This is a genomic window from Streptomyces sp. A0642, from assembly GCF_004795105.1.
GTDB lineage: Bacteria > Actinomycetota > Actinomycetes > Streptomycetales > Streptomycetaceae > Streptomyces.
On the sequence record NZ_SSBL01000008.1, the window covers coordinates 160,179 to 186,516 of the forward strand.

A 26,338-nucleotide genomic window follows, 5' to 3' on the forward strand; every position below is an offset into this window, starting at 1 on the left:
ACACACACGTGCGGGGCGCTCCGGGAAGACCCGGGGCGCCCCGCACGGTGAGCGTGAGGATCAGGCGGCGGGCCAGACGTCGGCCAGCATCTTCCGGGTGTCGGCCAACAGCTGAGGCAGCACCTTGGTGTGGCCCACCACCGGCATGAAGTTGGTGTCACCACCCCATCGGGGCACCAGGTGCTGGTGCAGATGCGCGGCGATGCCCGCGCCGGCCACCGCCCCCTGGTTCATCCCGATGTTGAACCCGTGCGCCCCCGACGCCGCACGCAGCGCCGTCATCGCTCGCTTGGTGAAGTCGGCGAGCTCCAGCGTCTCCGGGCCGTCCAGCTCGGTGTAGTCGGCGACATGCCGGTACGGCACCACCATCAGATGACCGCCGTTGTACGGGTACAGATTGAGCACGGCGTAGACCTGCTCGCCCCGCGCGACGACGAGCCCGTCCTCGTCCGACTTCGAGGGGATCTCACAGAACGGACAGCCGTCGCCGGCCTCCGGGCCGGTCGGCTTGTTCTCGCCCTGGATGTACGCCATCCGGTGGGGCGTCCACAGGCGCTGGAACGCATCGGGCGTTCCCACTCCGATCTGCTGCTCCGGCTCACTCGTCATGCGGATCAGCATATGGCGTCCCCCCTGCGAAGCGTGTCGCCGGGGCCGATCCCGTCCCCCGGCGCGATGCTGGGCCGATGAGCGACCGCACCCCGGCCCGCCCCTCGCCCGCTTTCACCCTCTGGGAGCAGCGCACCGAGGTACCGATGTTCGCCGCCTCGCTGCTGTTCCTGCTCGGTTACGCGGTCCGCGTCCTCGCCCCGCCCGACGCGGACCCGTGGCACGACATCTCCCTCGCGCTGGTGGCCTCCACCTGGCTCCTCTTCGTCGTCGACTACGCCGTACGCGTCCGGCTCAGCGGCCTGGGCCACCGCTTCCTGCGGGTCCACTGGCTCGACACGGTCGTGCTCCTGCTGCCGCTGCTGCGCCCGCTGCGGCTGGTCAAGGTGTACACGGCCATCCAGAAGCGACACGACGAACCGCGGCTGAGCCTGTACGCCCGCGTCATGTCGTACGCCGGCCTGACGGCCCTGCTGCTCGGCTTCTCGGCGGCCCTCGCGGTCTACCACCAGGAGCACGACGCGCCGGGCGCCTCGATCCGTACCTTCGGCGACTCGGTCTGGTGGGCGTGCGCGACGCTCACGACGGTGGGGTACGGGGACGCCGTGCCGGTGACGCTGTGGGGGCGGGTCGTCGCGGCGTTCCTGATGGCCTGCGGGCTGGCGCTGCTGGGGGCGGTGACGGGTTCGTTCTCGTCGTGGCTGATCCAGGTGTTCCGCCGGGAGGACGAGAAAGGGCCCCCGGCGAGCGGGTAGCTCGCCGGGGGCCCCGTCCGTCACGGGTCAGACCTGGACGCGGTCCTCGACGGCCTGGGCGATCTTGGCGATCGCGTCCTCGACCGGAATGCCGTTCTCCTGCGAACCGTCGCGGTAGCGGAAGGAGACGGCGCCGTTGGCCATGTCCTCGTCGCCCGCGATGATCATGAACGGCACCTTGGCCTTCTGGTGGTTCCTGATCTTCTTCTGCATCCGGTCCGACGAAGCGTCCACGTCGATGCGCAGGCCCTTCTTCCGTGCCTTCGCCGCGAACTCCTGGAGGTACGGGATGTGCGCGTCGCCGATCGGGATGCCGACCGCCTGGACGGGCGCCAGCCACACCGGGAACGCCCCCGCGTAGTGCTCGAGGAGCACGGCGAAGAAGCGCTCGATGGAGCCGAACAGGGCGCGGTGGATCATGACCGGGCGCTGCTTGGTGCCGTCGGGGCCGGTGTACTCCAGGTCGAAGCGCTCCGGCAGGTTGAAGTCGAGCTGCACGGTCGACATCTGCCAGGTACGGCCGATGGCGTCCTTGCACTGCACCGAGATCTTCGGGCCGTAGAACGCGGCCCCGCCCGGGTCCGGGACCAGGGGCAGGCCCTGCTTCTCCGCGACCTGCTGCAGCGTCGCCGTGGCCTCTTCCCACGCCTCGTCCGACCCGACGAACTTCTCCGGGTCCTTGGTGGAGAGCTCCAGGTAGAAGTCCGTCAGGCCGTAGTCGCGGAGCAGGTTCAGGACGAAGGTGAGCGTCCGGTCCAGCTCCTCCGCCATCTGCTCCCTGGTGCAGTAGATGTGCGCGTCGTCCTGCGTGAAGCCGCGCGAGCGGGTCAGGCCGTGCACGACGCCCGACTTCTCGTACCGGTACACCGTCCCGAACTCGAAGAGGCGCAGGGGCAGTTCACGGTACGAGCGGCCGCGCGCGTCGAAGATCAGGTTGTGCATCGGGCAGTTCATCGGCTTGAGGTAGTAGTCCACCCCGTCGTCGAGCTGCATGGGCGGGTACATGCCGTCGGCGTACCAGTCCAGGTGGCCGGACTTCTCGAAGAGCTTGCCCTTGGTGGCGTGCGGCGAGTAGACGAACTCGTAGCCCTCCTCCTCGTGGCGGCGCCGCGAGTAGTCCTCCATGGCCCGGCGGATGACGCCGCCCTTGGGGTGGAAGACGGCGAGGCCGGGACCGATCTCGTCGGGGAAGGAGAAGAGGTCCAGCTCGTTGCCGAGCTTGCGGTGGTCGCGCTTGGCGGCCTCCTCCAGGAACTCCAGGTGCGCCTTCAGCTCGTCCTTGGTCGGCCAGGCGGTCCCGTAGATGCGCTGGAGCATCGGGTTCTTCTCGCTGCCCCGCCAGTACGCCGCCGCGTTCCGCATCAGCTTGAACGCCGGGATGAACCGGGTGGTCGGCAGGTGGGGACCGCGGCAGAGGTCCTTCCAGCACAGCTCGCCGGTCTTCGGGTCGAGGTTGTCGTAGATGGTCAGCTCGCCGCCGCCCACCTCGACGTCCGCGCCGTCGTCCGAGGAGGCGGAGCCCTTGATGCCGATGAGCTCCAGCTTGTACGGCTCGTCGGCGAGCTCCTCGCGGGCCGCCTCGTCCGTCACGACCCGGCGGGAGAACCTCTGGCCCCGCTTCTGGATCTCCTGCATCTTCTTCTCGATGGCCTTGAGGTCCTCGGGCGTGAACGGCTTCTCGACATCGAAGTCGTAGTAGAAGCCGTCCTTGACCGGCGGGCCGATGCCGAGCTTGGCCTCCGGGTGCAGCTCCTGCACCGCCTGCGCCATCACGTGCGCGGTGGAGTGCCGCAGGATGTCGAGGCCGTCCTCGGACGAGATCAGGACGGGCTCGACGGTCTCGCCGTCGGAGACGACGTACGCGAGGTCCTTCAGTTCACCGGCGATGCGGGCGGCGACGACGGTGCGCTCGCCGGGGAAGAGCTCGGCTGCCGTAGTGCCCGTCGTCACCACGCGCTCTTCCCGCTCGGAATCGCGTTGGATGGTCACACGGACGTCTGACACCGGTCTCTCCTGACTCAGGGGGTGCGCCGCATTCCCGTGGCGGACGCAAGGGGAATCGTACCGAGCTGACGGCCCCCTTAGCGAAATGGGCCGCATCCGCCCCGCTACTCCCCCGCGCACGCCTCCTCGAAATAGTCGACGTTCTCCTGGAGCGACTTCATCAGCCGGTCCCGTTCCTCCTCGTCGACCTGCACGGGAACCACCTGCGAGGCCCGCGTCAGCCGCCGGAAGCCGCCCCGGCTCTCCAGCCTGCCCTCCACGCGCACGGGCAGCCCCACGAGGTGGGCCTGCCCGGCGATCCGGTAGGCCTCCTCGTCGAGCTCCAGCCGTACGTGCGGCACCTCGGCGCCCGCCAGCACCCGCAGCCGTACGATTCCGGCCCCGCGCGGTCCCGAGCGGCGCAGGCGGACGACCGCGCCCGTGATCCGTACCGTCATCGCGGGTTCGTCCCGGAGGTAGCGGGCCCCGGCCCGGCGCAGGGCCGGCAGGTCGCCCGGGGAGAACTCGACGGGTTCGGGGCGCACCGGGCAGCCGTCGGGGACGCCCGCGGCGGGCGCCCAGTCCAGTGCGACCCCGGCGCCCTCGGAGCCCCGGACGAGTGCGATGACCGCTTCGGTCAGTTCGCGGCTGACGCCCGCCTCGACGGCGGTGTCGAACGCCTCCATGCCGCCGGTGGCCCGTTCGTAGTCGACAGCCTCCCGGCAGGCGTGCAGGGCCTGGTAGAGCCGGACGGCGACGGGGCGGCCGGCTTCGACGGGGACGAACGCCGTGAGCGCGCGGCCGCCCGGCGCGGGTCCGACGAGGACGGAGCCGAGCGTGGCGAGGGCGCGGCGGCGGTGGCGGGCGCCGTGGTAGCCGGCCCGGCCGCGGACGGCGAGCGCTCCGGCCAGCAGGATCTGCCGGGCGGCGCCGTGCAGCTGCTCCGCTCCGGTCCAGCTGGCCGCCCCGGCGACTCCGGCGGCCGGTTCGGGCACGTCGCGCCACCAGCGGATCTCGTCGCTGGGGACGGCGAGGGAGACCAGGACCTCGCGGGCGGAGGGCGCCGCGCTGCGGGCCAGGGCGGTCAGGGCCTCGCCCAGCAGCTCCTCGCTGTCGGGGAACGCGGTGGTGTCCGGCACGAGCAGGCTGGTGGTGGTGCCGGAGGGGCCGGGCGGGGTCCAGCGGCTGTAGCGGCCGGCCGCTCCCCCGCGCCGCTGCCAGCCGTGCCGGGCCAGCAGGGCGCCGAGGACCGCGGGGTCGACGCGGGCGGGGTCGGGGAGTGCGCCGGCCGGTGAGCCGGTGGGCCAGGGGCCGGGAAGCTCGGCGGGGTGGGGTCGTACGGCTGACGGGAACGCTTCGTGGACGGACTCGTCCATCGGCCGGTGCATCAGGGTCTCCCTCCCGCCCCGACACGGGTCATGATCTCGCAGAGCGCTCGGTCGTCGAAGATGCGCGAGGTCGGGATCCGCACGGTGGTCCGGTGCCGGCCGGTCACGGCGTGACCGGCCAGGTTGGTCCAGTAACAGCAGTGCCGCAGGTCGAGGCGGTCGTGTCCGGCCCGCAGCCAGTCGTCCTGGCTGCGGGGCACGAGCATCACGACGAGGATCTTGTGCACGGACACGGGGGTCCGGGCGAGCTTCACGAGGTGGGCGTTGTCGAGGGTGAAGGCGAAGGTCGGGCCGGGCGGGCCGGGCGGTATCTGGTAGGTGCACTTCAGCTGGATCTTGATGGTCACCTCGTCGTCGACGACGTGGCCGGGGGCTCCGTGGCTGACGTGCCAGTCGATGCCGTTGTCGGGAAAGGGCTGCGACAGGGAGCACCCCGCGGCGGCCGCGACCGCGTGCAGATAACCCACCTGGAGGGTCTCCATGCAGGCGGTGGTGGCGAGTGCGCCGCGCAGCGGTGCGGTCCGCTGGGGCAGCAGCCCACTCGGTTCGGGCTGCGCGAGCGCCATGGCTCCGTATGCCTTCCGGGCTGTGCCGATGAGTCGGGCGGATCCGGCGTCGTGTCAACTTCCGGCCCCGTCACCTGTGTTGTCACCGCACAGGACGGTCCCCAAACGGCGTATCAGGCAAAGGGTGCGGGTATTACCGAACCGGGCAGAGGAATCGCACCATCTGCCGCCGGGGCGCGAGGAGTTCGGGGATGACGCATTGGTACGAGGGGCCGCTGGCCGCTTTTGACACCGAGACGACGGGAGTGGACGTCGAGCAGGACCGGATCGTTTCGGCCGCGCTCGTCGTCCAGGACAGTGCCGGCGGGCGGCCGCGTGTCACCCGCTGGCTGGTGAATCCGGGAATTCCGGTGCCCCTGGGGGCGACGGAGATCCACGGCCTGACCGACGACCACCTCCAGCGCAACGGGCGCTGGCCCGCACCGGTGGTCGAGGAGATAGCGAGGGCGCTGGCCGAGCAGAGCGCGGCGGGCCGGCCGCTGGTGGTGATGAACGCGCCGTTCGATCTGACGCTGCTGGACCGGGAGTTGAAGCGTCACCGGGCGTCGTCGCTCGCCGGGTATCTGCAGAACGCCCCGCTGTGCGTGCTGGATCCGCGGGTGCTCGACAAGCACCTGGACCGCTACCGCAAGGGGCGCCGCACGCTCACGGACCTCTGCGAGCTGTACGGGGTGGTGCTGGACGGGGCCCATGACGCGGCGGCCGATGCGGCGGCGTCGCTGGAGCTGGTCCGGGCGGTGGGGCGGCGGTTCGCGGCCCGGCTGGAGCGGCTGACCCCGGCGGAGCTGCACACGCTCCAGGCGGTGTGGCACGCGGCACAGGCGCGCGGCCTGCAGGCCTGGTTCGCCAAGAGCGGGACGCCGGAGACGGTGGACCCGGCCTGGCCGCTGCGTCCGGAGCTTCGCGCGGCGGCATGAGCGGGACGGGGCGGCACGCGACCGCGTGGGGGAGAACGCCGGGATGCGCGCCCGGACACGCGAAGGCCGGTCCGTCGGTGAAGCTGACGGACCGGCCTTTCCCGGGGTGGGCGATACTGGTTTCGAACCAGTGACCTCTTCGGTGTGAACGAAGCGCTCTCCCACTGAGCTAATCGCCCGGGAACGGGTTGAACCATACAGGGCTCGGCGGGTGTGGTTCAAACCGCTTCCAGCCGAGCCGCGAGACCGCGCCGGCCGGCCCGCATCATCAGGGCGTGATTGGCCCGGAACACGGGCCGTCCCGGCACCGCGAGGACCCGCATCAGGCCGCGCCGCACCACGACCTCCTGCTCGTACGTGGCACGGCTCCCCGCACCGTCCGGCTCGACGGTCCAGCGCGCCCAGCCGTCGAGGTCTCCGGTGAGGGACACCTCGAGGACGCCGCCGGGCGCGTCGCGACGGCGTGCGCGCAGGGTCACGACAAGGGTGTACGGGAGGAGGGAGCGGATCCGGGCCGTTTCGGAGGACTCGTCGGCGGACGTGACCTCGCGGACCTGGGGCCACCATCGCGGGTAGTGCTCCACGCGTTCGAGGTGGGCGTAGACGACCGCGGGCGGGGCGGGCAGGTCCCAGGTGCTGACGAATCGGTAGTGGCTCCAGTCCATGGCTCCAGGATGCGTACTCAGCCGGGGATCTGAGTACCCGCGCGCATGCCCCTTCGCGTGGCCCGCACCACACTCGCCCGTATGGAACATCTGCCGCCACCCGCCGAGGAACTGGTCCTCATCGACCGCGAGCTCGCCCGGCTCGATATGCGCCGGTCCCAGCTGCTGACCCGCCGCGCCTGGCTGCTGAGCGTCCTGCGGGCGCCCGGGCCCGCGCCGTCCGCGCCGCCCGGTGCCTGGGGCGCGCCGTCCGCTCCCCCGGCCCCGCCCCGTCCCTCCGCTCCTGCGGTCCGTACCCGGAGTGCGCAGAACGTGCTGCTCACTCTGGGCGGTCTGCTGCTGACGATCGCCGCGGTCGCGTTCACCCTGGTGAGCTGGGGACAGATGGGGATCGGCGGGCGCGCGGCGGTCCTGACCGCCGTCACGGTCGCGGCGCTGAGCGCGCCCGCGGTGCTCCTGCGGCGGGGTCTGTCCTCGACGGCGGAGGCGCTCGCCGGGCTGGCGTCGGTGCTGATGGTGCTGGACGCCCTGGCCCTTTACCTGGTCGTCGTTCCGGACGCCGGCGCCGGGTACGCGGCCGCCGCCTCGGCGGTGCTGGCGGCGCTCTGGGCCGGTTACGGCCTGGTGCTGGACCCCTTGCGGCTGCCGCTGCCCCTGGCCGTGGCCGGCGCGCAACTCCCGCTGGTGCTGTGGGCCTGGGCCGGCGAGGCGGACGCTCTGGTGTTCGCCCTCGCGTTGCTGGCCACGGCGGCGCTGGACTGTGCGATCGCCGTGCGGTCGAAGGGGGCCGGGGTCCGGGTCACCGCCTGCGCCGGTCTCTTCCTCACGGGCGGTGCGGGTCTGCTGGTGGCTCTGGCGCAGTCGCTGTCGGCCGGCGGCCCGGCGGGTGCGGTGGCGCCGGGAGCGCTCCTCCTGGCCGGTGCCGTCATCGCTCTGGCGGGGGTCCGTCGCGCTCCGGTGGCGCTCGCGGTGGCCGGTGGTGCGGTGGCGGGACTGGCCGCGGTCGCGGCGGTGGGCGGCGTCCTGGCGGCGGGGGTGCCCGACGGCTGGGCGGTGCAGGTGTACCTCGTGTGCGGAGGGCTGGTTCTGCTGGGGGTCCGGGCTCCGCTGGGACGTCCGGCCGGGCGGGGTCTGGTGGGGGCGGCTGGTTCGGTGACGGCCGCGTCGGTGCTCTTCGCGGCCGCCCCGGTGGCGGTCGTGCTGGTGGGCCCGGTGGCTCAGCTGGGCCGGCTGTGGTCGGGGGCCCCGGACGACGGCGTCCGGGGAGCGCTGGGCGCAACGGGGCTGCCGTGGCAGGACATGGCCGCGGCTCCGGTGGTGCTGCTGTCGGTGGCCGTGGTGCTCGGGGCCGCGTTCCGGTTCTGGGAGGGCGTGGAGCGGTATGCCGGACCGGTGCTGTCACCCGGACCCGGCCTGCGGACGGCCTTCGGCGCGTCGGCGGTGGTGGCCGGCTGGGCGGGGCTCACGCTGCTGCCGCCCGCGCTGGACGTCTCGTACGCGGCGGCTGTCGCGTCGCAGTCGGTGCTGGTGGCGGGGGTTCTGGCCGGTGCGGTGGCCGCACTGCGCCGCGGGCCTGCGGGAGTCGCGCTGACCGCGTGGGTGTGCGGGTCGGCCGGTGCGGCGGGTGTGGCGCTGCTGGCGCTGGGTTCGGAGCCGGCCACCTACGCGGTGTTCGGGGTGCTTTTGCTGCTGTTCGCCGGCGCCGCGACGGCGTTGGAGGCGCCCGGGGACCCGTCGCGGTCGCCGGTGGTGATGACCGTGCAGGCGGTGGTGGCGTGCGCGGCGGTGGTCTGCGCGGCGGTGCTCGCCGTCGCCTCCGGTGCGTCGCTCGGTCTGAGGTCGTACGAGGCGGCGCCGGTCCTGCTCGTCGTCCCCGCGGTGACGGCCGGGCTGGGGGCGCGGCTGAAGGGGCGTCCGGTGGCGCTGCCGCTCGAACTGAGCGGCGCGGCGGTGGGGGTCGCCGCGGTCGTGGCCGCGCTGGGCGATCCGCCGTTCCTGGCTCTGGTGCTGGCCCTGTGCGGCGTCCTGGCGGCGGGTACGGCGCTGCGTCCCGAGCGGCGGCAGGCGGCCGGATATCTGGCGACGGCGCTGTTCGTCCTGGCGTCGTGGGTCCGGCTGTCGGCGTCCGGGGTGTCGTCGCCGGAGCCGTACACGCTTCCGGTGACCGTGCCGGCGCTGGTGGTCGGTGTGCTGCGCCGTCGTCGCGATCCCTCGGCGTCGTCGTGGACGGCGTACGGGGCGGGTCTGGCGGTGACTCTGGTGCCGGCGCTCGTCGCCGCCTGGGCCGGCCCGTACTGGCTCCGGCCGTTGCTGCTGGGGGCCGCGGCGCTGGTGATCACGTTGCTGGGGGCGCGGCTGCGGCTCCAGGCCCTGCTGGTGCTGGGCGGAGCGGTGCTGGCGCTGGACGCGCTGCACGAGCTGGCGCCGTACGTGGTGCAGGTGGTGGGTGCGATGCCGCGCTGGGTGGCGCCGGCGCTGGCCGGGGTGCTGCTGCTCGCGGTGGGGGCGACGTACGAGAAGCGGCTGCGGGAGGCCCGGCGGCTGCGGGACGCCCTGGGCCGGATGCGGTGACCCGCAGGCCGGCCCGGGGCGCCCTCACGGGCCTCAGGCTGGCATCTGGTCGCCGACCAGGGCGAGGTTCTCGATGGCGGCGAGTCCGTACAGCGCGGTGTCGTTGGTGTAGACCCAGTTGGCCTCGCTGCCCGGGACGGTGGTGACCGGGCCGCTCACCTTCTCGGTCTTCCAGGGGGCGGATTCCTTGTAGCCGTCGCTGTTGTAGAACTTCTCCCAGGCACGGGCGGCGAGCTTCGCGTCGCCGGTCTGCACGGCGGCGTAGGCGTCCATCCGGGAGTGGCCCTGGAAGAGGAGCAGGCTGCCGAAGTTCGAGCCGTAGCGGGCGGCCTGCTCCGTCTTGCTCGCGTTGAAGTAGCGGCAGTAGTCGAGGTACGCCTCCTTGAACTCCGGCATGTCGACCAGGCCGATGAGTTCGGCGCACAGTTCGTTGAGTCCGAAGACTCCGGACAGGTGGGAGACGCTGACGACGGGTTCGGCGGCGACGGCGAACCTTCCGGTGTCCAGGTCGTAGAGGCCGCTGCCCTGCACGAATCCGTTGGGCTGCGCGGCGATGGTCTCCATGGTGCCGAGCACCCGCGCCTTCGCCTTCTCGGCCTGGGGACCGCCGCGCTCCCATTCGGTGAGCCAGGCGGAGACCAGTCCGCTCCAGTCGGTGCCGAAGCCGACGGACAGGGCGTGCCGGTCCGGGGTGTAGGGCTCGGTGCGGATCTTGCGGAGCGGGTCGAGGCCGAGGAAGGTCTCGTCGGAGTCGACGTTGGCGCGCATGAGGTCGCCGACGCGTTCGTCCGCGGTGAGGAAGTAGTAGAAGCGCCGGTAGGTGGTGTTGGCGATGCGCTGCTGCTTGGCGCTGTCGGCGTAGTGCTGGACGCCGTGGCGGGTGCCGAGGCCCGCCCATTCCCCGAGGTGGTAGACGTCCACCTCGCCGGTGTGGCGGGTCATGGCCTCGGCGAAGCGGAAGATGTCGGCGCGTCCCGAGCGCAGGTAGGCGTACCAGAGCCAGAGGTCGGGCGAGAGTTCGGAGTTGTCCCAGGCGTAGCCGCCGACGTCGTAGCGCCACTGGTGCCGGGCGGGGTCGTAGGAGTGCATGATGTCGCCGTAGTCCCAGAAGCCGTACCAGCGGCGCATCTCCACCTGGTCCTTGTAGTACGTGAACAGGAAGTCCAGGTGGTCCTCGATCTTCGCCTTGGCCGGGGTGGAGCGGTCGACCGGGGAGAAGAGTCCGCCGAAGACGCCCGCCGCGATGAGCTGGGACGGCGGGGCGACGAGCTGGGGGAGGGTGCGCACGGTGCGGGTCTGCTGGGCGAGTGCCTCGGCGCTGGGGGTGGAGTCGTTGGCCCAGAAGACGAGTTCGCTGGTGCGGGCGATGCCGTACGGGGTGCCGAAGCCGGGCTCGTAGTCCTCGTACGTGATGTTGAGGCCTTCGAGCTGTTCCGCGTAGGTGTCCTGGCCCAGGCCGTCGTGGTAGAAGCGCAGGTCCATCGGCTCGGCTTCCGGCGACCAGAGCCAGAGCGTGACTTCGGCGGCGTCGGTGTCGGCGCCGCGGATGTCGAGCTGGGCGGGGAACTTCTCCCAGAAGTCGCGCAGCCCGAAGGAGAGTCCGCCGCTCGCACCGCCCACGTAACCGAATCCTGAGGCGCGTCGGCCGCCGCCCGCGGCGATCCAGCCGTGGCCCTTCTTGGTGCGCTTGCGCAGCGAGAAGCCGTCGGCGGAGAGCTGGCTGAGGGTGTAGTCGCCCCAGGTGGGGATGAGCGGGAGGCGGGTGGTGACGCGCTGGTCCCAGGTGGCCGGGTCGGGCAGTTTCGTGCCTTCGAACTGGGCGGCCTGGACGGCGGCTCCGGGATCGCGGCGCAGTCCGGTGATGCCCTTGACGGCTTCGCGGAGCATGCCGCTCTCGTCGCCGCCTATGCGGATGTGGCGGTCGTACGTCTCGTCGCGCAGGGGGACGGTGAAGCGGACGCCGAGGCCGCGGATGAAGTCGCCGCTGGCCTTGCCGGGTTCCTGGGTGCCGTCGAAGGTGATGGTGTGCATCATGCGGAACGATTCGGCGCCCGCGTAGAAGTAGAGGCGGACGGAGAACGGGAGCCAGGACCGGTTGCCGTGGCGGTGCTTGCCGTCGATGCGGACGACGGCCCGGACGGGGCCGCTCTGTTCGACCTCGGTCCTGCTGATGGCGCTCTCGAAGCGTTCGTACTTCTCCTGCCCCTGGTCGCCGTCCTCGAGCTCGCCCTGGCGGATGAGGACGAGGCGTCCGTCCCTGGCGATCTCGGTGGAGCCCCGGGTGAGGGAGGTGACGAGCGAGGAGCCCGTCCTGCCGATCTTCGCCGTGATGACCCCGGTGGAGACGGTGATCGAGCCGCCGCTGTTCTTGACGGTGACCTTGTGGGCGGCGGTGGCGGGCTCGCCGGTGGTGAGGGTGAACTTCCTGGCGGCGCCGGCCTCGGGGCCGACCGCGTGCGCCGTCCACTTCAGGGAGCCGTCGGGCCAGGTGGCGGTGGCCCAGGTCTGGACGGGGACGTCCTTGCCGTCGGCGGTGGCGAGGGCGAACTTCTGGTCGGCGGGGTAGCGCCCCTTCGCCCAGGGGACGCCGAAGGTCGATCCGGGGGCTGCGCCGAGGCCGCCCTCCTCGAGCCAGCCGATCTCGACGGGCCCTTCTCCGGCCTTCGCGGTGGCGGCGGCCGCCTGTTGGGCGGTGTCGTTCAGCACCCAGGAGAAGGAGGTGGCCGCGCCGGCGACGGCGGCTGCCTTGAGGACGGTTCGACGGGGGATCGGGGACATCACGGCTCCAGTTCGTGGCGGGAATGGGCATGACTGATCGCACGCTGACGCGTGGTGGGACGTAGTGCGGTACGGGGGTCCGGGCCGCCGGGTCAGCGGCGGTCGGCGGCGACGGCCGCTGCGGCGAGACAGCCGAGGGCGGGCGCGGCCAGCGGCGGGATCTGCCAGGCGGCGAGTGCCAGGGCGACGAATCCGCCGACGAGCAGCAGCGATCCGGCCGGGTCGGTGAAGGTCCGGCGGCCGGCGGTCCGTGCGGTCTGCGCCCAGGGGGTGCCGGGCCGCCAGGCGGCGGCCGTGCGCAGTCCCCAGACGGCGACGGCCGGCAGGCCGAGCAGGCTGACGGCGATGAGCGGGCGGCCGCCCGGCAGCAGGCCGGACCGGGCGACCTGCCAGTCGAAGGCGAGCAGCCCGAGCGCCGCCCACCACAGCAGGGAAACGCGCCACCCGCTGCGGAACGCCTCCCGTACATCGGCGGCGAACTCCCGCACCCCGCCCGCCTCACCGGCCAGGTACCGGCGCAGGTGCCGGCTCCCCGCGGCGAACGCCGCGGGGAACGTGACCAGGGGCAGCGCGGCGACGGTGATCCACACGCCGGTGAGCAGGCATTCGGAGAAGACGCTGAAGCGCTCCCGGACGAAGGAGGTCCTGGGTGGGGTGCGTACGGTGCCGGATTTCGTCGCCACGGGGTGCTCAGCCCTTCAGGCCGGAGGTGGCCATGCCGTCGATGAGGTAGCGCTGGAAGGCCAGGAAGAAGGCGAGCACCGGCAGCAGGGCCACCAGCGACATCGCGATCATGCCGCCGTAGTCGGCGACGGCGTCCTGGTCGATGAACATCCGCAGCCCCATGGAGACGGTGTACTTGTCCGGCTCGTTGAGGTAGAGCAGCGGGCCCATGAAGTCGTTCCAGGACTGGATGAAGGTGAAGATGGCGCTGGTGATGAGCGCGGGCCGGCACAGCGGCATCACGATCGACCAGTAGATCCGCAGGTGCCCGCAGCCGTCCAGCCGCGCGGCCTCGTCCAGTTCCTTGGGCAGTCCCCGCATGAACTGCACCATCAGGAAGACGAAGAAGGCGTCGGTCGCCAGGTACTTGCCGATCAGCAGCGGGGTGAAGGTGTTGATCAGCTCCAGCTTCTGGAACATCACGTACTGGGGGATGATCAGGACGTGGTACGGGAGCAGCAGCGTCCCGATCATGATGGCGAACATGACGTTGCGCCCGGCGAAGCGGACCTTGGTGAAGGCGTAGGCCGTGAGCGAGCAGGAGAGCACGACGCCGATGACCGAACCGACCGATACGTAGGCCGAGTTCAGGAAGAACTTCCAGATCGGGATGTCGGCGATGCCGTCGGCGAGGCGCCGGTAGTTGTCCGTGATCGGGTCGGTCGGGAAGAGGTTCAGCGCGCCGACGATGTCCCCGCTCGGCTTGAACGAGGCGCCGATCGTCCACGCCACCGGGTAGAGGACCACCACGAGGAGGACGAGTGCGCCGATGTGCCAGGCGAGGGAGCCGGGCAGCCTGCGCCGTATGGGGGTGGTGGTCGTGTCCATCGGGGTCATCGGCCCCCCTCCTCGTAGTGCACCCAGCGCTTCTGGGACCAGAACAGCACGGCGGTGACCAGGCCCACGGCGACGAGCAGCAGCCATGCCATGGCGGAGGCGAAGCCCATGCGGCTGTTCGCGAAGCCCTGGTCGTACAGGTAACAGGTGTAGACGAGCGTGGCGTCGGCCGGTCCGCAGCTGCCGTTGCTGACGATGTAGGCCGATCCGAAGATCTGGAAGGAGTGGATGGTCTCCAGCAGGACGTTGAAGAACAGCACCGGCGAGATCATCGGCAGGGTGACGCTCCAGAACCGGCGCCAGGGGCCGGCTCCGTCCATCGCCGCCGCCTCGTACAGCTCCTTGGGGACCTGCTTGAGGCCGGCCAGGAAGATCACCATCGGGGCGCCGAACTGCCAGACCGTGAGGGCCACCAGCGCGTAGATGATCATGTGCGGGTCGCCGATCCAGCCGCCGGCGTCGATCCCGAACAGCTGCTGTCCGCGGTCGACGACGGCGTCGTCGGAGAACAGGGCGCGCCAGACGATGGCGGCCGACACGCTCGCGCCGATCAGTGACGGCGCGTAGAACGCGGCCCGGTAGAAGGACTGGCCCCAGCGCTTCTGCGCCAGCAGCATGGCCACGGCGAGCGCGGCCGCCAGCTTGACCGGGGTGCCGATCACCACGTACCAGGAGGTCACCTTGACCGACTGGCGCCAGCGGGGGTCGGCGAACATGTCGGTGAAGTTCTGCAGGCCGACCCACTTCGGGGCGTCGAACAGGTTGTAGTCGGTGAACGCGAGGTACAGCGAGAAGACCATGGGGCCGGCGATCAGGAACAGGAAGCCCGCGATCCAGGGCGACATGAAGAGATAGCCGGTCAGATTCTCGCGGTGGCCCCGCGGTCGCGGCGCGGGGCGGGGCTTGCGTCCCGGGCCGCTCCGCTCCACGGCGGCGAGGTCCTCGAGGACCGGGCCGCTCGTGGAGGTCTGGATGTGAGTCACCGCGTCATTCCTCTCAGTTCGAGGCGAGGGCGGTCTTCGCCTCGGAGAAGAACTGCTTCACGGAGTCCTCCGGCGAGGCCTTGCCCAGGGACATGTCGGCCGCGATGCGCAGGAACGCCGCCTCGACGACGTCGGCGCCGGCCGGGTGCGGGGTGATGGGCTCCAGCACGCCCGCCTTGGCGATCTCGGTCTCGTACGCGCCGATCGCCTTGCTCGGGGCGTCGGTGGGCTGGTACGCCTCGAACTGCGCGGTGGTGGCGGGGACGCCGCGGTCGTAGCCCATGACGCGGGCCACGGCGGGGTCGTGGGTCATGAAGCTGATGAAGGTGGCGACCTCGGCGGGGTGCTTGGTGCGGGCCGTGCCGCTGAGCATCAGCGAGCCGAGGTACTGCCCGGTCTTCTTGCCGTCGGTGCTCGGGATGGGGGCGAGGCTGTAGGTGCTCTTGCCCTCCGCGCTGTAGCGGACGGAGAAGTTGTCCCAGGTGAACTCGCCGGCCGAGAGGCCCTTGGCGAGCGCGGAGGCCGGCTTGATCTGCTCGACCTTCTTCGGGTCGGCGTAGATGCCGGACTTGACCCGGGCGAGCGCCTCGGTCCAGTACGGCAGCAGTTCGCTCTCGCCGAAGCCCATGCCGTCCTCGGTGAAGAACGCCTTGCCGTTCTGGCGCAGCACCAGGTCGTAGAGGTACATGACTCCGTGCGGGCCGGAGTCGCCGGCTATGCCCTGACCTGACTTGATCTTCCGCAGGCCCGCGTACCAGTCGTCCCAGGTCCAGCCGAGCCGGTGGTCGACGCCGGCCTTCTCGAAGACCTTCTGGTCGATGACCAGGGCCATCGAGTTGCTGCCGACCGGCACGCCGAGCAGCTTGCCGTCGATCTCGGCGAACTTCTCCAGCCCGGCGCGGAAGCCGTCCATCTGGAGGTTGCCCTTCTTCGCCTGCGGGCCGAGGTCGAGCAGCACGTGCTTCGCCTCGTACTTGCGCAGGAAGGTCACCGCGTTCTGGATGACGTCCGGCGGGTTGCCGCCGGCCGCCTGGGTGTTGAACTTCTTCCAGAAGTCCGGGTACTGCTGGAAGTCCGTCTTCACCTTGATCTTCGGGTGCTTCTTCTCGAAGAGCCTGACGCACTCCTGGACCTTCTTGGCCCGGTCGTCGGCGCCCCACCAGGCATGCCGGATGGTGACCGGCCCGTTCGAGCCGCCGCCCGAGCCGCAGCCGGCCGCGGTCAGCCCGAGACCGGCTGCCGAGAAGCCCGCGAGCTTCAGCATCTGCCGCCGGTCCATGCCTTGGTTCCGAGACATAGTTCGCCCCTACGCTTGATTGAATCGTTTTAGAAAGCGCTTGCCGGGTCAAAGTAAGGAGCGGCACCGGCGACGTCAATGGCTGGGACGAAAATCGACGGAAGCGCTTCGCCGGGACATCCGGAAACGCCGACGGCCCGGAAGCTTGAGGAAGCTTCCGGGCCGTCGGTCCGGGGTGGGCGATACTGGGTTCGAACCAGTGACCTCTTCGGTGTGAACGAAGCGCTCTCCCACTGAGCTAATCGCCCGGGCGCACGCCACACATTACCCCATGTCAGCGGCGCACTCCGACCATCCCCGGGTCACTCGTGGATCTTCCACGGCATGACGATTCCGAACTTCCACACGTAGATCCCCACCAGCACCGCGATGATCACGAGACCGATCACCGTGAGGATGATGTTGCGCCGGCGCACCTTGGGATCGAGCGCGCGCTGGGCGGCCTCGGTGACCTTCCGGCGCGTCCAGCGCAGCACCAGCTGCGCCCAGACGAACTCCGTCGCCCAGATCGCCATGCCGCCGAAGATCACCAGCCAGCCGGGGCCCGGCAGCGGCAGCATGACGATGCCCGCCGCCACCACGGCCAGGCCGACGACGAACACGCCGACCTGCCAGCTCAGGTGCAGGGTCCTGGACGCCTTGATGAAGCCGGGCGCCCTGGAACCCAGCTCGCGCTCCTCCTTCGCCGCACCCTCCGTGACGTCCCCCGTCACGCTGTCGCGCACATCCCCCGCCCCGGGGGCCGTATGCGCCGGTGCGACGACCCCGCTCCGCTCGTCACTCTCCGCATTCATAGGGGCCAACCTACCGGAACGGTCCCCGTCACCGGAATGGCCGCATGACGCAAAGTTACACACCGCTGTACGAGCTACCCGAAGAATCACAAAACGGTCAGAGGGGTTTACAACGCCACCGTAGGTGGCATGTCGATTTCGCCGACGTGCGAATCCCCGAGCGCACACTGAGCGAAAGGCCCTGGCGCTTATGAACACCACGGTCAGCTGCGAGCTGCACCTGCGCCTCGTTGTGTCGAGCGAGTCCTCACTGCCTGTACCCGCGGGCCTGCGGTATGACACGGCCGATCCGTATGCCGTGCACGCCACCTTCCACACCGGAGCGGAGGAGACGGTCGAGTGGGTTTTCGCCCGTGACCTCCTTGCCGAGGGGCTGCACCGGCCCACCGGCACCGGAGACGTCCGCGTCTGGCCATCCCGTAGTCACGGCCAGGGCGTCGTCTGTATCGCACTGAGCTCCCCAGAGGGCGAAGCCCTGCTGGAGGCCCCCGCGCGGGCCCTGGAGTCGTTCCTGAAGAGGACCGACGCCGCGGTTCCGCCGGGGACCGAGCACCGTCACTTCGATCTCGATACGGAGCTCTCACACATCCTGGCCGAGAGCTGAGCCAGGCCGAGAGCCTCTCGGCGCCGTCCGACTCGGGGAGACGGCGCCGCACCGACAACCGCATACGGCTGACACCGGCGCCGTCCTCACGGAATCCACCGTGGGGACGGCGCCGGTCCGCGTGCGCGCCGCGCGAGGCCCCCAGGCTCCGCGCGGGGGCCTGCCCGGACACCCAGCCCGGCCGGAGCCGCCCTCGGGCTCCGGGGGGCGTGCGGGCGCCTGCCAGACATCCAGGCCTGCCCAGGGCGCCCCAGCGGCCCCGAGGGGCCCTCGGGGCCCGGTGCGCCGGGGCCGAGCCAGTAGAGTCAGCCGCCATCGGCGGGCGCCCCGTCCCGCCGGAGGCCAGGGAGCGGAAGCGTGCTGATCCCCCACGACACCCGGATCGCCCTCGACGTGGTGGTCGATCTGGTGAACACCGCGCCGGACGGCGGGCAGCCCGAGGGCGGCCCGCCCGTCGACGGGCTCGCCGACATCGAGGCGCTGTACGCGTTCGCCGCACGTCACCGGGTGAGCGGGGTGCGCGAGCTCGACGGGAAGGACCTGCGAGCCGTCCACGACGTACGGGCGCGGTTCGCCGAGGTCTTCGCCGCCGCCGACGCCAGGGTCGCCGCCTCGCTCGTCAACGCGCTCGTGGCCGCCGCGGGCACCACCCCGCAGCTCAGCAACCACGACGGCTACGACTGGCACGTGCACTACTTCGCACCGGACGCCTCGCTCGCCGACCACCTGGCGGCCGACTGCGGCATGGCCCTCGCCTTCATCATCGTGGCGGGCGAGACGGAACGGCTGCGGCGCTGCGAGGCGCCGGACTGCCGGCGCGCGTTCGTCGACCTCTCGCGCAACCGCTCCCGCCGCTACTGCTCCAGCCGCACCTGCGGTAATCGCCTGCACGTCGCCGCGTACCGGGCACGCCGCAGGGAAGCGGCCGGCTGACGGCTCACAGCACGAAGAGATCGTGCAACGCGGCCATCAGCAGCAGGCCGCCGATCACCGTGAGGAAGATCATCAGAGGGGGCTGCGAAAGCGCGAAGAGGCAGCCACGCGGCTCTTCGGCTGGGGGTGCGGGGGCATCGCCCCGGGAGGTGTCCACCATCTCGGGACGATCATGACGCAGAGCGGCCCCTGCGTGCGGCCAACACTCCTTTTCGCGCGGGGAGTTCACCCCCTGCAGGGGGACCGAATCGCTCCGGCGTCCGATCGTCCGCCAGGCTTTCGGAAACGCGCTTTGCCGTCGGACTCCGGAACGCGCTCCGCTCCCCCGCTCCCCCGGCCCCCGTGCCCGGTCAGCCCAGGTCGCGCAGCATACGCAGCTGCGCGGCGCGGTGGGCGGATGCGCCGCCCTCGTGGCCGTTCCAGGGGTAGACCTCGATCTGCTTGGGACCCGCCCAGTTGTTGTAGGCGGCGAAGACCGTGGACGGCGGGCAGATGGGGTCCATCAGGGCCACCGAGTACAGCGCCGGCACATCCGCCCGGGCGGCGAAGCTGATGCCGTCGAAGTACGACAGCGTCCGGAACACCTGGTCCGCGTGGCCGTGCTGGGTGGCCAGGAAGCGCACGATCTCCTGGTACGGGTCCTTGTCGGTGATCTCGACGGCCCGCCGGTAGTGCGTCAGGAACGGTACGTCGACGAGCGCGGCCTTGACGTGGGGGCTGAGCCCCGCCACCGCCTGGGCGATGCCGCCGCCCTGGCTGCCGCCGTGCACGACGATCCGGTCCGCGTCCACGGAGGGGTGGGCGCGGGCCACCTCGACGGCGCGCACCGCGTCGGTGAACACCCGCCGGTAGTAGTACTCGTCGGGGTCGAGGATGCCGCGGGTCATGAAGCCCGGGGACTGCGGGTTGGCGCCGCCGTGCGGGTCGGCGGTGGAGCCCGCGGAGTGGCTGTTGACGGCGCCCTGGCCGCGGGTGTCCACGACCAGCGTCGCCCAGCCGGCGGCGGGCCACACCAGGTGGTCGTGCGGCAGTCCGCGTCCCCCGCCGTAGCCCAGGTAGTGGACGACCGTCGGCAGCGGGCCCTCGGCGCCGGCGGGCACGTTCAGCCAGGCGCGTATGCGGTGGCCGCCCCAACCCGCGAACGACACGTCGCGGACGTCGATGGTGCTCAACGCGGCGTCGTAGGGGGTGAATTCGGCGTCCAGCGGGTGCGCGGCGGCCTCGTCGAGGGTGCGGCGCCAGAAGGCGTCGAAGTCGTCGGGCTCCCCGGACTCCGGCCGGTAGGTGCGAAGTTGGTCCAGGGGCAGGTCGAAGAGGGACACGGCATCTCCATTTCGGACGTGCGGAGGGGAACGGACGGTGGAAGGCGAGGGGGAGGGGCGGCCGGCGGCGCTCAGCGCGGCGTGGAACTCGATGCGCGCACGACGAGTTCCGGCTGGAGCACGACGCTGCGGTGCTCATGGGTTCCGGCCTCGTCCGCCTCCTCCAGCAGGAGTTCGGCGGCCATCCGGCCCATCACGACCGCGGGCTGGCGGACCGAGGTGAGCGGAACGGCGGCGGCGGCCGCGAACTCGATGTCGTCGTAACCGACGATGGCGATGTCCTGCGGCACCCGCACACCTGCCGCGTACAGGGCCTGGAGCACGCCCAGGGCGAGCAGGTCGTTGGCGCAGAACACGGCCGTGGGGCGGGGCACGAGCCCGAGCAGCCTGGCTCCGGCGTCACGGCCCGCCGCCACGTCGAGGCGGTCGGAGGGGATCTCGACGAGCGCCTCGGACGGCAGCCCGGCGTCGGCGAGGGCGGACAGCGCGCCCACCCGGCGGTCCCTGATCTGGTGCAGGTCGCCGGGTCCGCTGACGTACGCCACCGAGCGGTGCCCGGCCGAGATCAGATGGCCGGCGGCCAGGGCCCCGCCCCGCACGTCGTCCACGGAGACGGCGCAGCTGCCGGTGCCGGACGCCACCCGGTCCACCAGGACGTGGGGAATCCCGTGGCGGGCGAAGGACTCGAGGTTGCGGCCGGTCGCGTCGGCGGGCGTGATCAGGACGCCGCAGACGCGCTGTTCCGCGAAGAGGCCGAGGTACTCGGCCTCCTCCGCGGGACTCTGGCCGCTGTTGCAGACCATGACGCCGAGGCCGGCCTGGCGGGCGGCCCGTTCGGCGCCGCGGGCCACGTCGACGAAGAAGGGGTTGCCCATGTCGAGGACGAGGAGCGCCATGATGCGGCTGCGGCCGGCCCTGAGCTGGCGTGCCGACTCGCTGCGGACGTATCCGAGCTCCTCGATGGCGGCTAGCACCCGGGCCCGGGTCTCGGGCAGCACCGCTTCGGGGCGGTTGATCACATTGGAGACCGTGCCCACCGAGACCCCCGCCTGCCGGGCCACGTCCTTGATCCCTGCCACACGCGCCACTCGTCCTGCCCCACTGCCCTTGGCCGCGCTCGTCAAGCGGCGTCACGCCCGCGTACGGACGGGCGTGAATGAATTGTTTCAATCGGTCGGGACGCTAGCCTTCTCCCCGAACGCCGTCAAGGATCACGCTTGAATCGATTCATAAGGGAAGCGTTCCTGAAGCCGTCCGGACGGGCGGGGGCTGGGCCCGGGCCCTCAGATGCCGTGCTTCTTCAGGATGGCCTCGATGTCGCTGAAGTCGTCGCCGGACCCGGGGGCGGAGGACTGCTTCTTCGGCTTCTGCCGCGGCTCGGCCGCGGGGATACCGGCCCCCAGCGAGGGGGCCGGGGCCGCCGGCGCCACCGCCTCGGTCCGCGCGGCCCGGGCCGCCGCCCTGCGCTCCTTGCGGGTGCCTCCCCCGCGGCGTTCGATCGCGCGGGTGGTGAGGAACAGCAGCCAGGCCACCGCCAGCACCCCGAAGCCGAGCCAGACGCTCGGCTTGAAGGCGATGTCCGACACCCACTCGACGACGCCGGTCAGCACGAGGCCGATCGGGACCAGGGAGTAGGCGGCGATCCTGGTGGCCGTGAGGAACCGCTTCCGGTACGCGGTGACGGCGGCGATGCCCAGGCCCGCCGCGGACACCGCGGAGCAGATGGTCTCGGCAAGCATCAGTGCCTCCAGGCGCAGGGGAAACGTCCCTTCCATCCTGCACCGGCGACCGGGCGGGCGGCCACGCTCCGAGCCCACCTCAGGGACATTTCAGGGCCGGGATCCTCCCCAGGTGCCGTACGGCCCGCAACCGGTGACCGTGCCCGGACCGCTCCTCCCCGGGCCGGTCGTGACGCACCCGCACACCCTGGGAGACTGGGGCCATGAGCGATTCCACCCCCGCAGCGCCCGTCGTCCTCGACGTCTGGTGCGAGCTCCAGTGCCCCGACTGCCACCGTGCCCTCACCGACGTGGGGGCCCTGCGCGCCCGGTACGGCGACCGGCTCGACATCCGGTTCCGGCACTTCCCGCTGGAGAAGCACAAGCACGCCTACGCCGCCGCGCAGGCAGCCGAGGAGGCCGCGGCGCAGGGCAAGGACTGGCCGTACATCGAGGCGGTCCTCGCCCGTACCGACGATCTCGGCCGGAAGGGCGAGCCGCTGCTGGTCGAGGTGGCGCAGGGACTGGGTCTGGACGCCGAGGAGTTCGACACCGCTCTGATCGACGGCCGGCACATGCTGATCGTCGACGCCGACCAGGCCGAGGGCAAGGCGATCGGGGTCACCGGCACGCCCACGTACGTGATCGGTGGCGAGCGGCTGGACGGCGGCAGCAGCCAGGAAGGTCTGCGCGAGCGCATCGAAGCGATCGCCGACCGGCTGCTCGCCGAGCAGGGCTGAGGACGGGGACCGGGCGCGGGCCGCGGCCGGAGTGCCGGCGGCCCCGCGTCAGAGCGGCTTGGCCAGGTTGTACTGGGTCGGCTCGTAGCCGAGCGACTCGTAGAGCCGCAGTGCGGGCGTGTTGGCCGTGACGACGTGCAGGCCCAGGCGCGTGTCGCCGGCCGCGAGGGCGAGGCGTTCGGCCTGGAGCATCAGCGCCCGGCCGTACCCCCGGCCCCGGAAGCGTTCGTCCACCTCGACGTCGAAGACGTAGCCGACCACCTGACCGGGGTGCATCTCGAAGCGCGCGACCCACAGGAAACCGGCCTTCTCGCCCTCGTGGAGGAGGTGGTGCAGCTGCGCGCCCTCCGTGGCCAGGCCCCGCGGCAGATGCCGGGCGTGGGAGGCGCGGGCCGCCCGCAGGGCCGACTCCCGCGAGGTGCCGCGTGTCACCAGGCTCTCCGCGTACCCGGCGATCGCGCCGTCCTCCCAGGCCGTGAACTCCTCCGGCGTCATGGGCCGGGCCGTCAGCCCTCCGGGCAGGTCCGGGGGGTCGGAGGGCAGCTGCTTGACCATGTTGCGGCTGCGTTCGGTGTAGCCGAGCGCGGCGGTCAGCCGGCCGCCGGCGACGTTGCCGGCGGCGACATCCGTCCGCACCTGCGTGCAGCCCCAGCCCCTCAGTACCTCCTCGGCCGCCAGCGCGGCGATCGTGCCGCGGCCGCGCCGCCGGACCGGCTCGTCGATCCTCAGGGACCGCAGCACCCCCGTGCCCCCGTCCGACCCGGGCTCGATGCCGATCTCGACGGCGCCGACGGGGCGGCCGTTGTCGCACACGTCGTAGCGGCGGCTCTGTGCGCCGTCGGCGCCTGACTGGATCGGCCCGGACGGCCGGAGTGTCGTGGTCATCAGAGGATTTCTATCCCCCCGCCGCGCACGCGTCATCCGCTTTTGCCGCGACGGACCCGCCGGCCGTCACCCCGGTCACGGGTCCAGGTCGTCGGCGGCCCGCTCGTCGAAGACGCGCATGGCCTTGGCGGTGACCGGTCCCGGGCCGCCGGGCAGCTCCCTGCCGTCGACCCGGTGGACGGCCTGGACGTCGCGGAGGGTGGAGGTCAGGAAGATCTCCTCGGCCCGGTGCAGGACGTCGAACGGCAGGTCGGTCTCCTGCGCCCCGGTCCACTCCACCGCCAGGGCGCGGGTGATCCCGGCCAGGCAGCCGGAGGCGACCGGCGGCGTGTGCAGCCGGCCGTCGAGGACGACGAAGACGTTGGATCCGGTGCCCTCGCAGAGCCTGCCGACGGTGTTCGCGAACAGCGCCTCGGAGGCGCCGTGCTCGTGGGCGCGGGCCAGCGCGACGACGTTCTCCGCGTACGACGTGGTCTTGAGCCCGGTGAGCGCGCCACGTTCGTTACGGGTCCAGGGAACGGTGATGACGGCCGTGGTGTCCGGGCGGCGCTTCACCTCGCCGAGGGCGACGACCAGTCCGGGCCCCGCGGTGCCGCGGTCGGAGCCGAGCGGCGAGATCCCGCCGGTGTAGGTGATGCGGAGCCTGCCGAGCGGGACGGGATTGGCGTCGATCACGGCGGCGCAGGCCCGGCGCACCTCGTCCAGGTCGGGCGCGGGCAGACCGAGGCCGAGGGCGGAGCGGGTCAGCCGGTCGAGATGGCGGGTGAGCGCGAAGGGCCTGCCGTCGGCGGTCCTCACCGTCTCGAAGATGCCGTCGCCGACGGTCAGTCCGTGGTCGAGTACGGACGCCCGGGCGTCATCGGCGGCCCGCAGTCCCCCGTTGACCCAGATCTTCATGGTGCGGTCCTTCCGGTTGCTTCGTATGCGCCCGACGCTACCGCGAGCAGCCTGGACGCCTTGAGTTCGGTCTCGTCCCATTCGCGTTCCGGATCCGAGCCCCAGGTGATGCCGGCCCCGGTGCCGAACCGCAGCACCGGCGCATCGCCCGTACGGTCGGTCCAGAAGGTGCGGATGCCCACGGCGAGCGAGGCGGTGGCCCGGTCGGCGTCCACCCAGCCGATGCCGCCGCAGTACGGGCCGCGAGGGGCGGTCTCCAGCTCCTCGATGATCCGCAGCGCGCTGGACTTGGGCGCCCCGGTCACCGACCCGGGCGGAAAGGCCGCGGCGAGCAGTTCGGGCCAGCCGGCGCCGTCGGCGAGCCGGCCGCGCACGGTGGAGACGAGGTGGACGAGGCCCGGATGCTTCTCGACGGCGCAGAGGTCGGGGACGGTGACCGATCCGGTGGCGCAGACCCGTCCGAGGTCGTTGCGGACCAGGTCGACGATCATCACGTTCTCGGCGTAGTCCTTCTCCAGCAGATCGGCCTCGGTGCGCCCGGTGCCCTTGATCGGTCCGGACTCGACCGTCCGGCCGTCCCTGCGCAGGAACAGCTCCGGGGAGGCGGTCGCGATCTCCACGCCGTGGCCGGGGAGCCGAATCGTTCCTGCGTACGGGGCGGGGTTGCCGCGCGCCAGGAGTGCGGTGAGGGCGTCCACGTCGGCCGCGTCCGGATCGGGCAGCGGTGCGGTCATCACGCGGCAGAGGTTGGCCTGGTAGACCTCGCCCGTCGCGATGCGGGCGCGGATGCGCCGTACGCCCGCCGTGTACGCGGCGCGGTCGAGGGAAGAGGTCCAGTCGCCGGCGGCGGGGCCGCGCCAGGCGCCCCGCACCGGAGCGGGCGCGGCCTCGGTGCGCACGGTGGCGAAGCGGGCGCAGACGAGACGGCCCTCGAAATCGGCTGATACCGCCCAGAAGCCCGAGGAGTCGAGGGCTGCGGGATCGCTGGTCACATCCCGCAGACCGGAGGCGACGAGGCCGCCGAAGCGGGCCATGGGGGGAAGGTCGTGCACGTCGCTGAGTTTAGGGCCTGCCCGGAGTCGTCTCGCGGATGAAGGAGCGGGGCCGGGGGCGGGTGACCGGTGGAAGAAGGAGCGGGGCCGGGGGCGGGTGACCGGCGGAAGAAGGAGCGGGGCCGGGGGCGGGTGACCGGCGGAAGAAGGAGCGGGGCCGGGGGCGGGTGACCGGCGGAAGAAGGAGCGGGGCCGGGGCGGGGGCGCCGCCCATGCCCCCGGGGCTCAGGGGGAAGGGGCTGCCAGGGGGTTCCGGCGACGCCGCGAGCGCGGGTGCCCCGCCCCGCGACGCGGCAGGACAACCGCGCCCGGACCCGGGGCGGCCGTCGGTGACCTGCGCCGGGGCGGACGTACCTGCGCACGCTGCGTAAACGCGTTTTTGTACTGGCCCCGGAATCCGCTAGAGTTCAACACGTCGCCGGGACACGCAAGTGAACCGGAACCGACAAGCGGACGTAGCTCAGTTGGTAGAGCGCAACCTTGCCAAGGTTGAGGTCGCCAGTTCGAACCTGGTCGTCCGCTCGCAGAAGGTGGGGGATCTTCCCGAACCCCCACCCCTGGTGGAGTGGCCGAGAGGCGAGGCAACGGCCTGCAAAGCCGTCTACACGGGTTCAAATCCCGTCTCCACCTCCAAGGACGATTAGCTCAGCGGGAGAGCACTTCCCTGACACGGAAGGGGTCACTGGTTCAATCCCAGTATCGTCCACCGGTCCGCGAGGACCCCCGCGCGATTAGCTCAGCGGGAGAGCGCTTCCCTGACACGGAAGAGGTCACTGGTTCAATCCCAGTATCGCGCACGCAGTACACGCAGGGTCACCCTGCGCGATTAGCTCAGCGGGAGAGCGCTTCCCTGACACGGAAGAGGTCACTGGTTCAATCCCAGTATCGCGCACAGTCCGAAGCCCCGGTCGTCTCGACGACCGGGGCTTCGTCGTTGACCCCATGCCGGCGCTGCGGCCCGGGCGGGTTCCGTCCGGGCCGCAACTGCCGGGCCGGGTCAGGACGAGAAGAGCATCCGGCCGAAGCTCTTCTGCCGGTAGTGGCCCTGGTGGTGGCCGCCGTGCTGCTGCGGCGCGCCCCAGGCGGGCGCGGGAGCTGCCGGGTATGCCTGCGGGGCGGGCGGCGGCGGAGCCTGCTGCGTCCACTGCGCCTCGATGCGGGTCAGGGATTCCAGCTCACCGTAGTCCAGGAATATCCCCCGGCAGCCGCTGCACTGCTCGATCTGGATGCCGTTGCGGTTGTACGTCTGCATCTGTGCGTGGCACTTGGGACACTGCATCTGCGGGCTCACTCCTCGGCGTCGGTTAGCCGTCGCCGGAAT

At 71.7% G+C, this 26,338-nt stretch carries 25 protein-coding genes and 7 tRNA genes; 11 read left to right on the plus strand and 21 right to left on the minus strand.

What is annotated here, in order from left to right; all coding sequences use genetic code 11:
* Positions 1 to 60 precede the first annotated feature (60 nt).
* Positions 61 to 621 carry an HIT domain-containing protein gene (locus E6R60_RS17305; protein ID WP_136327469.1) on the minus strand — a complete coding sequence of 187 codons (561 nt, stop codon included), beginning with the start codon at positions 619 to 621 and terminating at the stop codon, positions 61 to 63.
* Between the two features lie 65 nt (positions 622 to 686).
* Between E6R60_RS17305 and E6R60_RS17310 the strand changes: the two genes are divergently transcribed.
* Positions 687 to 1,364 carry a potassium channel family protein gene (locus E6R60_RS17310; RefSeq protein WP_136327470.1) on the plus strand — a complete coding sequence of 226 codons (678 nt, stop codon included), beginning with the start codon at positions 687 to 689 and terminating at the stop codon, positions 1,362 to 1,364.
* 27 nt (positions 1,365 to 1,391) lie between these two features.
* Here E6R60_RS17310 and thrS read toward each other — a convergent pair whose 3' ends face one another.
* The 3 genes from thrS to E6R60_RS17325 all read right to left on the minus strand — a co-directional run bounded on the left by thrS (position 1,392) and on the right by E6R60_RS17325 (position 5,301).
* Positions 1,392 to 3,368, minus strand: coding sequence for a threonine--tRNA ligase (gene thrS / locus E6R60_RS17315; RefSeq protein WP_136327471.1), 1,977 nt, complete (start codon positions 3,366 to 3,368; stop codon positions 1,392 to 1,394).
* Between the two features lie 104 nt (positions 3,369 to 3,472).
* Positions 3,473 to 4,735, minus strand: a complete 1,263-nt coding sequence (locus E6R60_RS17320) for a hypothetical protein (RefSeq protein ID WP_136327472.1) — start codon at positions 4,733 to 4,735, stop codon at positions 3,473 to 3,475.
* Positions 4,735 to 5,301 carry a DUF4365 domain-containing protein gene (locus tag E6R60_RS17325; RefSeq protein ID WP_136327473.1) on the minus strand — a complete coding sequence of 189 codons (567 nt, stop codon included), beginning with the start codon at positions 5,299 to 5,301 and terminating at the stop codon, positions 4,735 to 4,737. Before E6R60_RS17325 ends, E6R60_RS17320 begins: the two co-directional genes overlap by 1 nt.
* A 191-nt stretch (positions 5,302 to 5,492) precedes the next feature.
* Here E6R60_RS17325 and E6R60_RS17330 point away from each other — a divergent pair, with 191 nt between their 5' ends.
* Entirely contained in the window at positions 5,493 to 6,218 is a 726-nt protein-coding gene (locus E6R60_RS17330) for a 3'-5' exonuclease (RefSeq protein WP_136327474.1), read from the plus strand.
* Positions 6,219 to 6,325: 107 nt separating this feature from the next.
* Here E6R60_RS17330 and E6R60_RS17335 read toward each other — a convergent pair.
* Together E6R60_RS17335 and E6R60_RS17340 are read right to left on the minus strand one after the other, a co-directional pair.
* A tRNA-Val gene (locus E6R60_RS17335) sits at positions 6,326 to 6,397 on the minus strand.
* 39 nt (positions 6,398 to 6,436) lie between these two features.
* Complete coding sequence (locus tag E6R60_RS17340) at positions 6,437 to 6,883, minus strand: SRPBCC family protein (protein WP_136327475.1); 447 nt, start codon at positions 6,881 to 6,883, stop codon at positions 6,437 to 6,439.
* An 81-nt stretch (positions 6,884 to 6,964) separates the two neighbouring features.
* Here E6R60_RS17340 and E6R60_RS17345 point away from each other — a divergent pair, with 81 nt between their 5' ends.
* A complete protein-coding gene (locus tag E6R60_RS17345) occupies positions 6,965 to 9,454 on the plus strand; it encodes a hypothetical protein (protein ID WP_206309441.1) in 2,490 nt (829 codons plus the stop codon).
* 33 nt (positions 9,455 to 9,487) lie between these two features.
* On the opposite strand, the gene E6R60_RS17350 is transcribed toward E6R60_RS17345, so the two are convergent.
* From E6R60_RS17350 to E6R60_RS17380, 7 genes are all read right to left on the minus strand, one after another.
* Positions 9,488 to 12,232, minus strand: coding sequence for a Tat pathway signal sequence domain protein (locus E6R60_RS17350; RefSeq protein ID WP_136327477.1), 2,745 nt, complete (start codon positions 12,230 to 12,232; stop codon positions 9,488 to 9,490).
* 92 nt (positions 12,233 to 12,324) lie between these two features.
* Positions 12,325 to 12,915, minus strand: coding sequence for a hypothetical protein (locus tag E6R60_RS17355; protein WP_136327478.1), 591 nt, complete (start codon positions 12,913 to 12,915; stop codon positions 12,325 to 12,327).
* A gap of 7 nt (positions 12,916 to 12,922) precedes the next feature.
* Positions 12,923 to 13,792, minus strand: a complete 870-nt coding sequence (locus E6R60_RS17360; protein ID WP_136327479.1) for a carbohydrate ABC transporter permease — start codon at positions 13,790 to 13,792, stop codon at positions 12,923 to 12,925.
* Positions 13,789 to 14,721, minus strand: a complete 933-nt coding sequence (locus tag E6R60_RS17365; protein ID WP_240802609.1) for a sugar ABC transporter permease — start codon at positions 14,719 to 14,721, stop codon at positions 13,789 to 13,791. Before E6R60_RS17365 ends, E6R60_RS17360 begins: the two co-directional genes overlap by 4 nt.
* A gap of 67 nt (positions 14,722 to 14,788) precedes the next feature.
* On the minus strand, positions 14,789 to 16,072 hold the full coding sequence (locus E6R60_RS17370) for an extracellular solute-binding protein (protein ID WP_136327480.1): 1,284 nt from the start codon (positions 16,070 to 16,072) through the stop codon (positions 14,789 to 14,791).
* 176 nt (positions 16,073 to 16,248) lie between these two features.
* Positions 16,249 to 16,320, minus strand: a tRNA-Val gene (locus E6R60_RS17375).
* A 54-nt stretch (positions 16,321 to 16,374) separates the two neighbouring features.
* Complete coding sequence (locus E6R60_RS17380) at positions 16,375 to 16,866, minus strand: TIGR02611 family protein (protein ID WP_136327481.1); 492 nt, start codon at positions 16,864 to 16,866, stop codon at positions 16,375 to 16,377.
* A gap of 190 nt (positions 16,867 to 17,056) precedes the next feature.
* Here E6R60_RS17380 and E6R60_RS17385 point away from each other — a divergent pair, with 190 nt between their 5' ends.
* Together E6R60_RS17385 and E6R60_RS17390 are read left to right on the plus strand one after the other, a co-directional pair.
* On the plus strand, positions 17,057 to 17,470 hold the full coding sequence (locus E6R60_RS17385; protein ID WP_003959770.1) for an SsgA family sporulation/cell division regulator: 414 nt from the start codon (positions 17,057 to 17,059) through the stop codon (positions 17,468 to 17,470).
* Between the two features lie 357 nt (positions 17,471 to 17,827).
* On the plus strand, positions 17,828 to 18,403 hold the full coding sequence (locus E6R60_RS17390; RefSeq protein WP_136327482.1) for a CGNR zinc finger domain-containing protein: 576 nt from the start codon (positions 17,828 to 17,830) through the stop codon (positions 18,401 to 18,403).
* 4 nt (positions 18,404 to 18,407) lie between these two features.
* Here the strand turns inward: E6R60_RS17390 and E6R60_RS36760 are convergent, their stop codons facing one another.
* The 4 genes from E6R60_RS36760 to E6R60_RS17405 form a co-directional block, all read right to left on the minus strand.
* Positions 18,408 to 18,563: a hypothetical protein gene (locus E6R60_RS36760; RefSeq protein WP_164494018.1), complete on the minus strand. Its 156-nt coding sequence runs from the start codon at positions 18,561 to 18,563 to the stop codon at positions 18,408 to 18,410.
* Positions 18,564 to 18,753: 190 nt separating this feature from the next.
* Positions 18,754 to 19,725 carry an acetylxylan esterase gene (locus E6R60_RS17395; RefSeq protein WP_136327483.1) on the minus strand — a complete coding sequence of 324 codons (972 nt, stop codon included), beginning with the start codon at positions 19,723 to 19,725 and terminating at the stop codon, positions 18,754 to 18,756.
* A 71-nt stretch (positions 19,726 to 19,796) separates the two neighbouring features.
* Positions 19,797 to 20,813, minus strand: a complete 1,017-nt coding sequence (locus E6R60_RS17400) for a LacI family DNA-binding transcriptional regulator (protein ID WP_136327484.1) — start codon at positions 20,811 to 20,813, stop codon at positions 19,797 to 19,799.
* Positions 20,814 to 21,008: 195 nt separating this feature from the next.
* Entirely contained in the window at positions 21,009 to 21,464 is a 456-nt protein-coding gene (locus tag E6R60_RS17405; RefSeq protein WP_168713630.1) for a hypothetical protein, read from the minus strand.
* A 203-nt stretch (positions 21,465 to 21,667) separates the two neighbouring features.
* Here E6R60_RS17405 and E6R60_RS17410 point away from each other — a divergent pair, with 203 nt between their 5' ends.
* Positions 21,668 to 22,183: a DsbA family protein gene (locus E6R60_RS17410; RefSeq protein WP_136327485.1), complete on the plus strand. Its 516-nt coding sequence runs from the start codon at positions 21,668 to 21,670 to the stop codon at positions 22,181 to 22,183.
* Positions 22,184 to 22,231: 48 nt separating this feature from the next.
* Here the strand turns inward: E6R60_RS17410 and E6R60_RS17415 are convergent, their stop codons facing one another.
* The 3 genes from E6R60_RS17415 to E6R60_RS17425 all read right to left on the minus strand — a co-directional run bounded on the left by E6R60_RS17415 (position 22,232) and on the right by E6R60_RS17425 (position 24,999).
* Complete coding sequence (locus E6R60_RS17415; RefSeq protein WP_136327486.1) at positions 22,232 to 23,068, minus strand: GNAT family N-acetyltransferase; 837 nt, start codon at positions 23,066 to 23,068, stop codon at positions 22,232 to 22,234.
* A gap of 75 nt (positions 23,069 to 23,143) precedes the next feature.
* Positions 23,144 to 23,965, minus strand: coding sequence for an aminodeoxychorismate lyase (locus E6R60_RS17420; protein WP_136327487.1), 822 nt, complete (start codon positions 23,963 to 23,965; stop codon positions 23,144 to 23,146).
* Positions 23,962 to 24,999, minus strand: coding sequence for a chorismate-binding protein (locus E6R60_RS17425; RefSeq protein ID WP_136327553.1), 1,038 nt, complete (start codon positions 24,997 to 24,999; stop codon positions 23,962 to 23,964). The genes E6R60_RS17420 and E6R60_RS17425 overlap by 4 nt, the downstream gene beginning before the upstream one ends.
* A 467-nt stretch (positions 25,000 to 25,466) precedes the next feature.
* On the opposite strand from E6R60_RS17425, the gene E6R60_RS17430 reads away from it, so the two are divergent.
* From E6R60_RS17430 to E6R60_RS17450, 5 genes are all read left to right on the plus strand, one after another.
* A tRNA-Gly gene (locus E6R60_RS17430) sits at positions 25,467 to 25,539 on the plus strand.
* 37 nt (positions 25,540 to 25,576) lie between these two features.
* Positions 25,577 to 25,650 (plus strand) — tRNA-Cys (locus E6R60_RS17435).
* Position 25,651: 1 nt separating this feature from the next.
* Positions 25,652 to 25,723: transfer RNA gene (locus E6R60_RS17440), tRNA-Val, on the plus strand.
* A gap of 19 nt (positions 25,724 to 25,742) precedes the next feature.
* Positions 25,743 to 25,814 (plus strand) — tRNA-Val (locus E6R60_RS17445).
* Positions 25,815 to 25,837: 23 nt separating this feature from the next.
* Positions 25,838 to 25,909: transfer RNA gene (locus tag E6R60_RS17450), tRNA-Val, on the plus strand.
* A 105-nt stretch (positions 25,910 to 26,014) separates the two neighbouring features.
* Here the strand turns inward: E6R60_RS17450 and E6R60_RS17455 are convergent.
* On the minus strand, positions 26,015 to 26,296 hold the full coding sequence (locus E6R60_RS17455) for a zf-TFIIB domain-containing protein (RefSeq protein WP_136327488.1): 282 nt from the start codon (positions 26,294 to 26,296) through the stop codon (positions 26,015 to 26,017).
* Between the last annotated feature and the right edge of the window lie 42 nt (positions 26,297 to 26,338).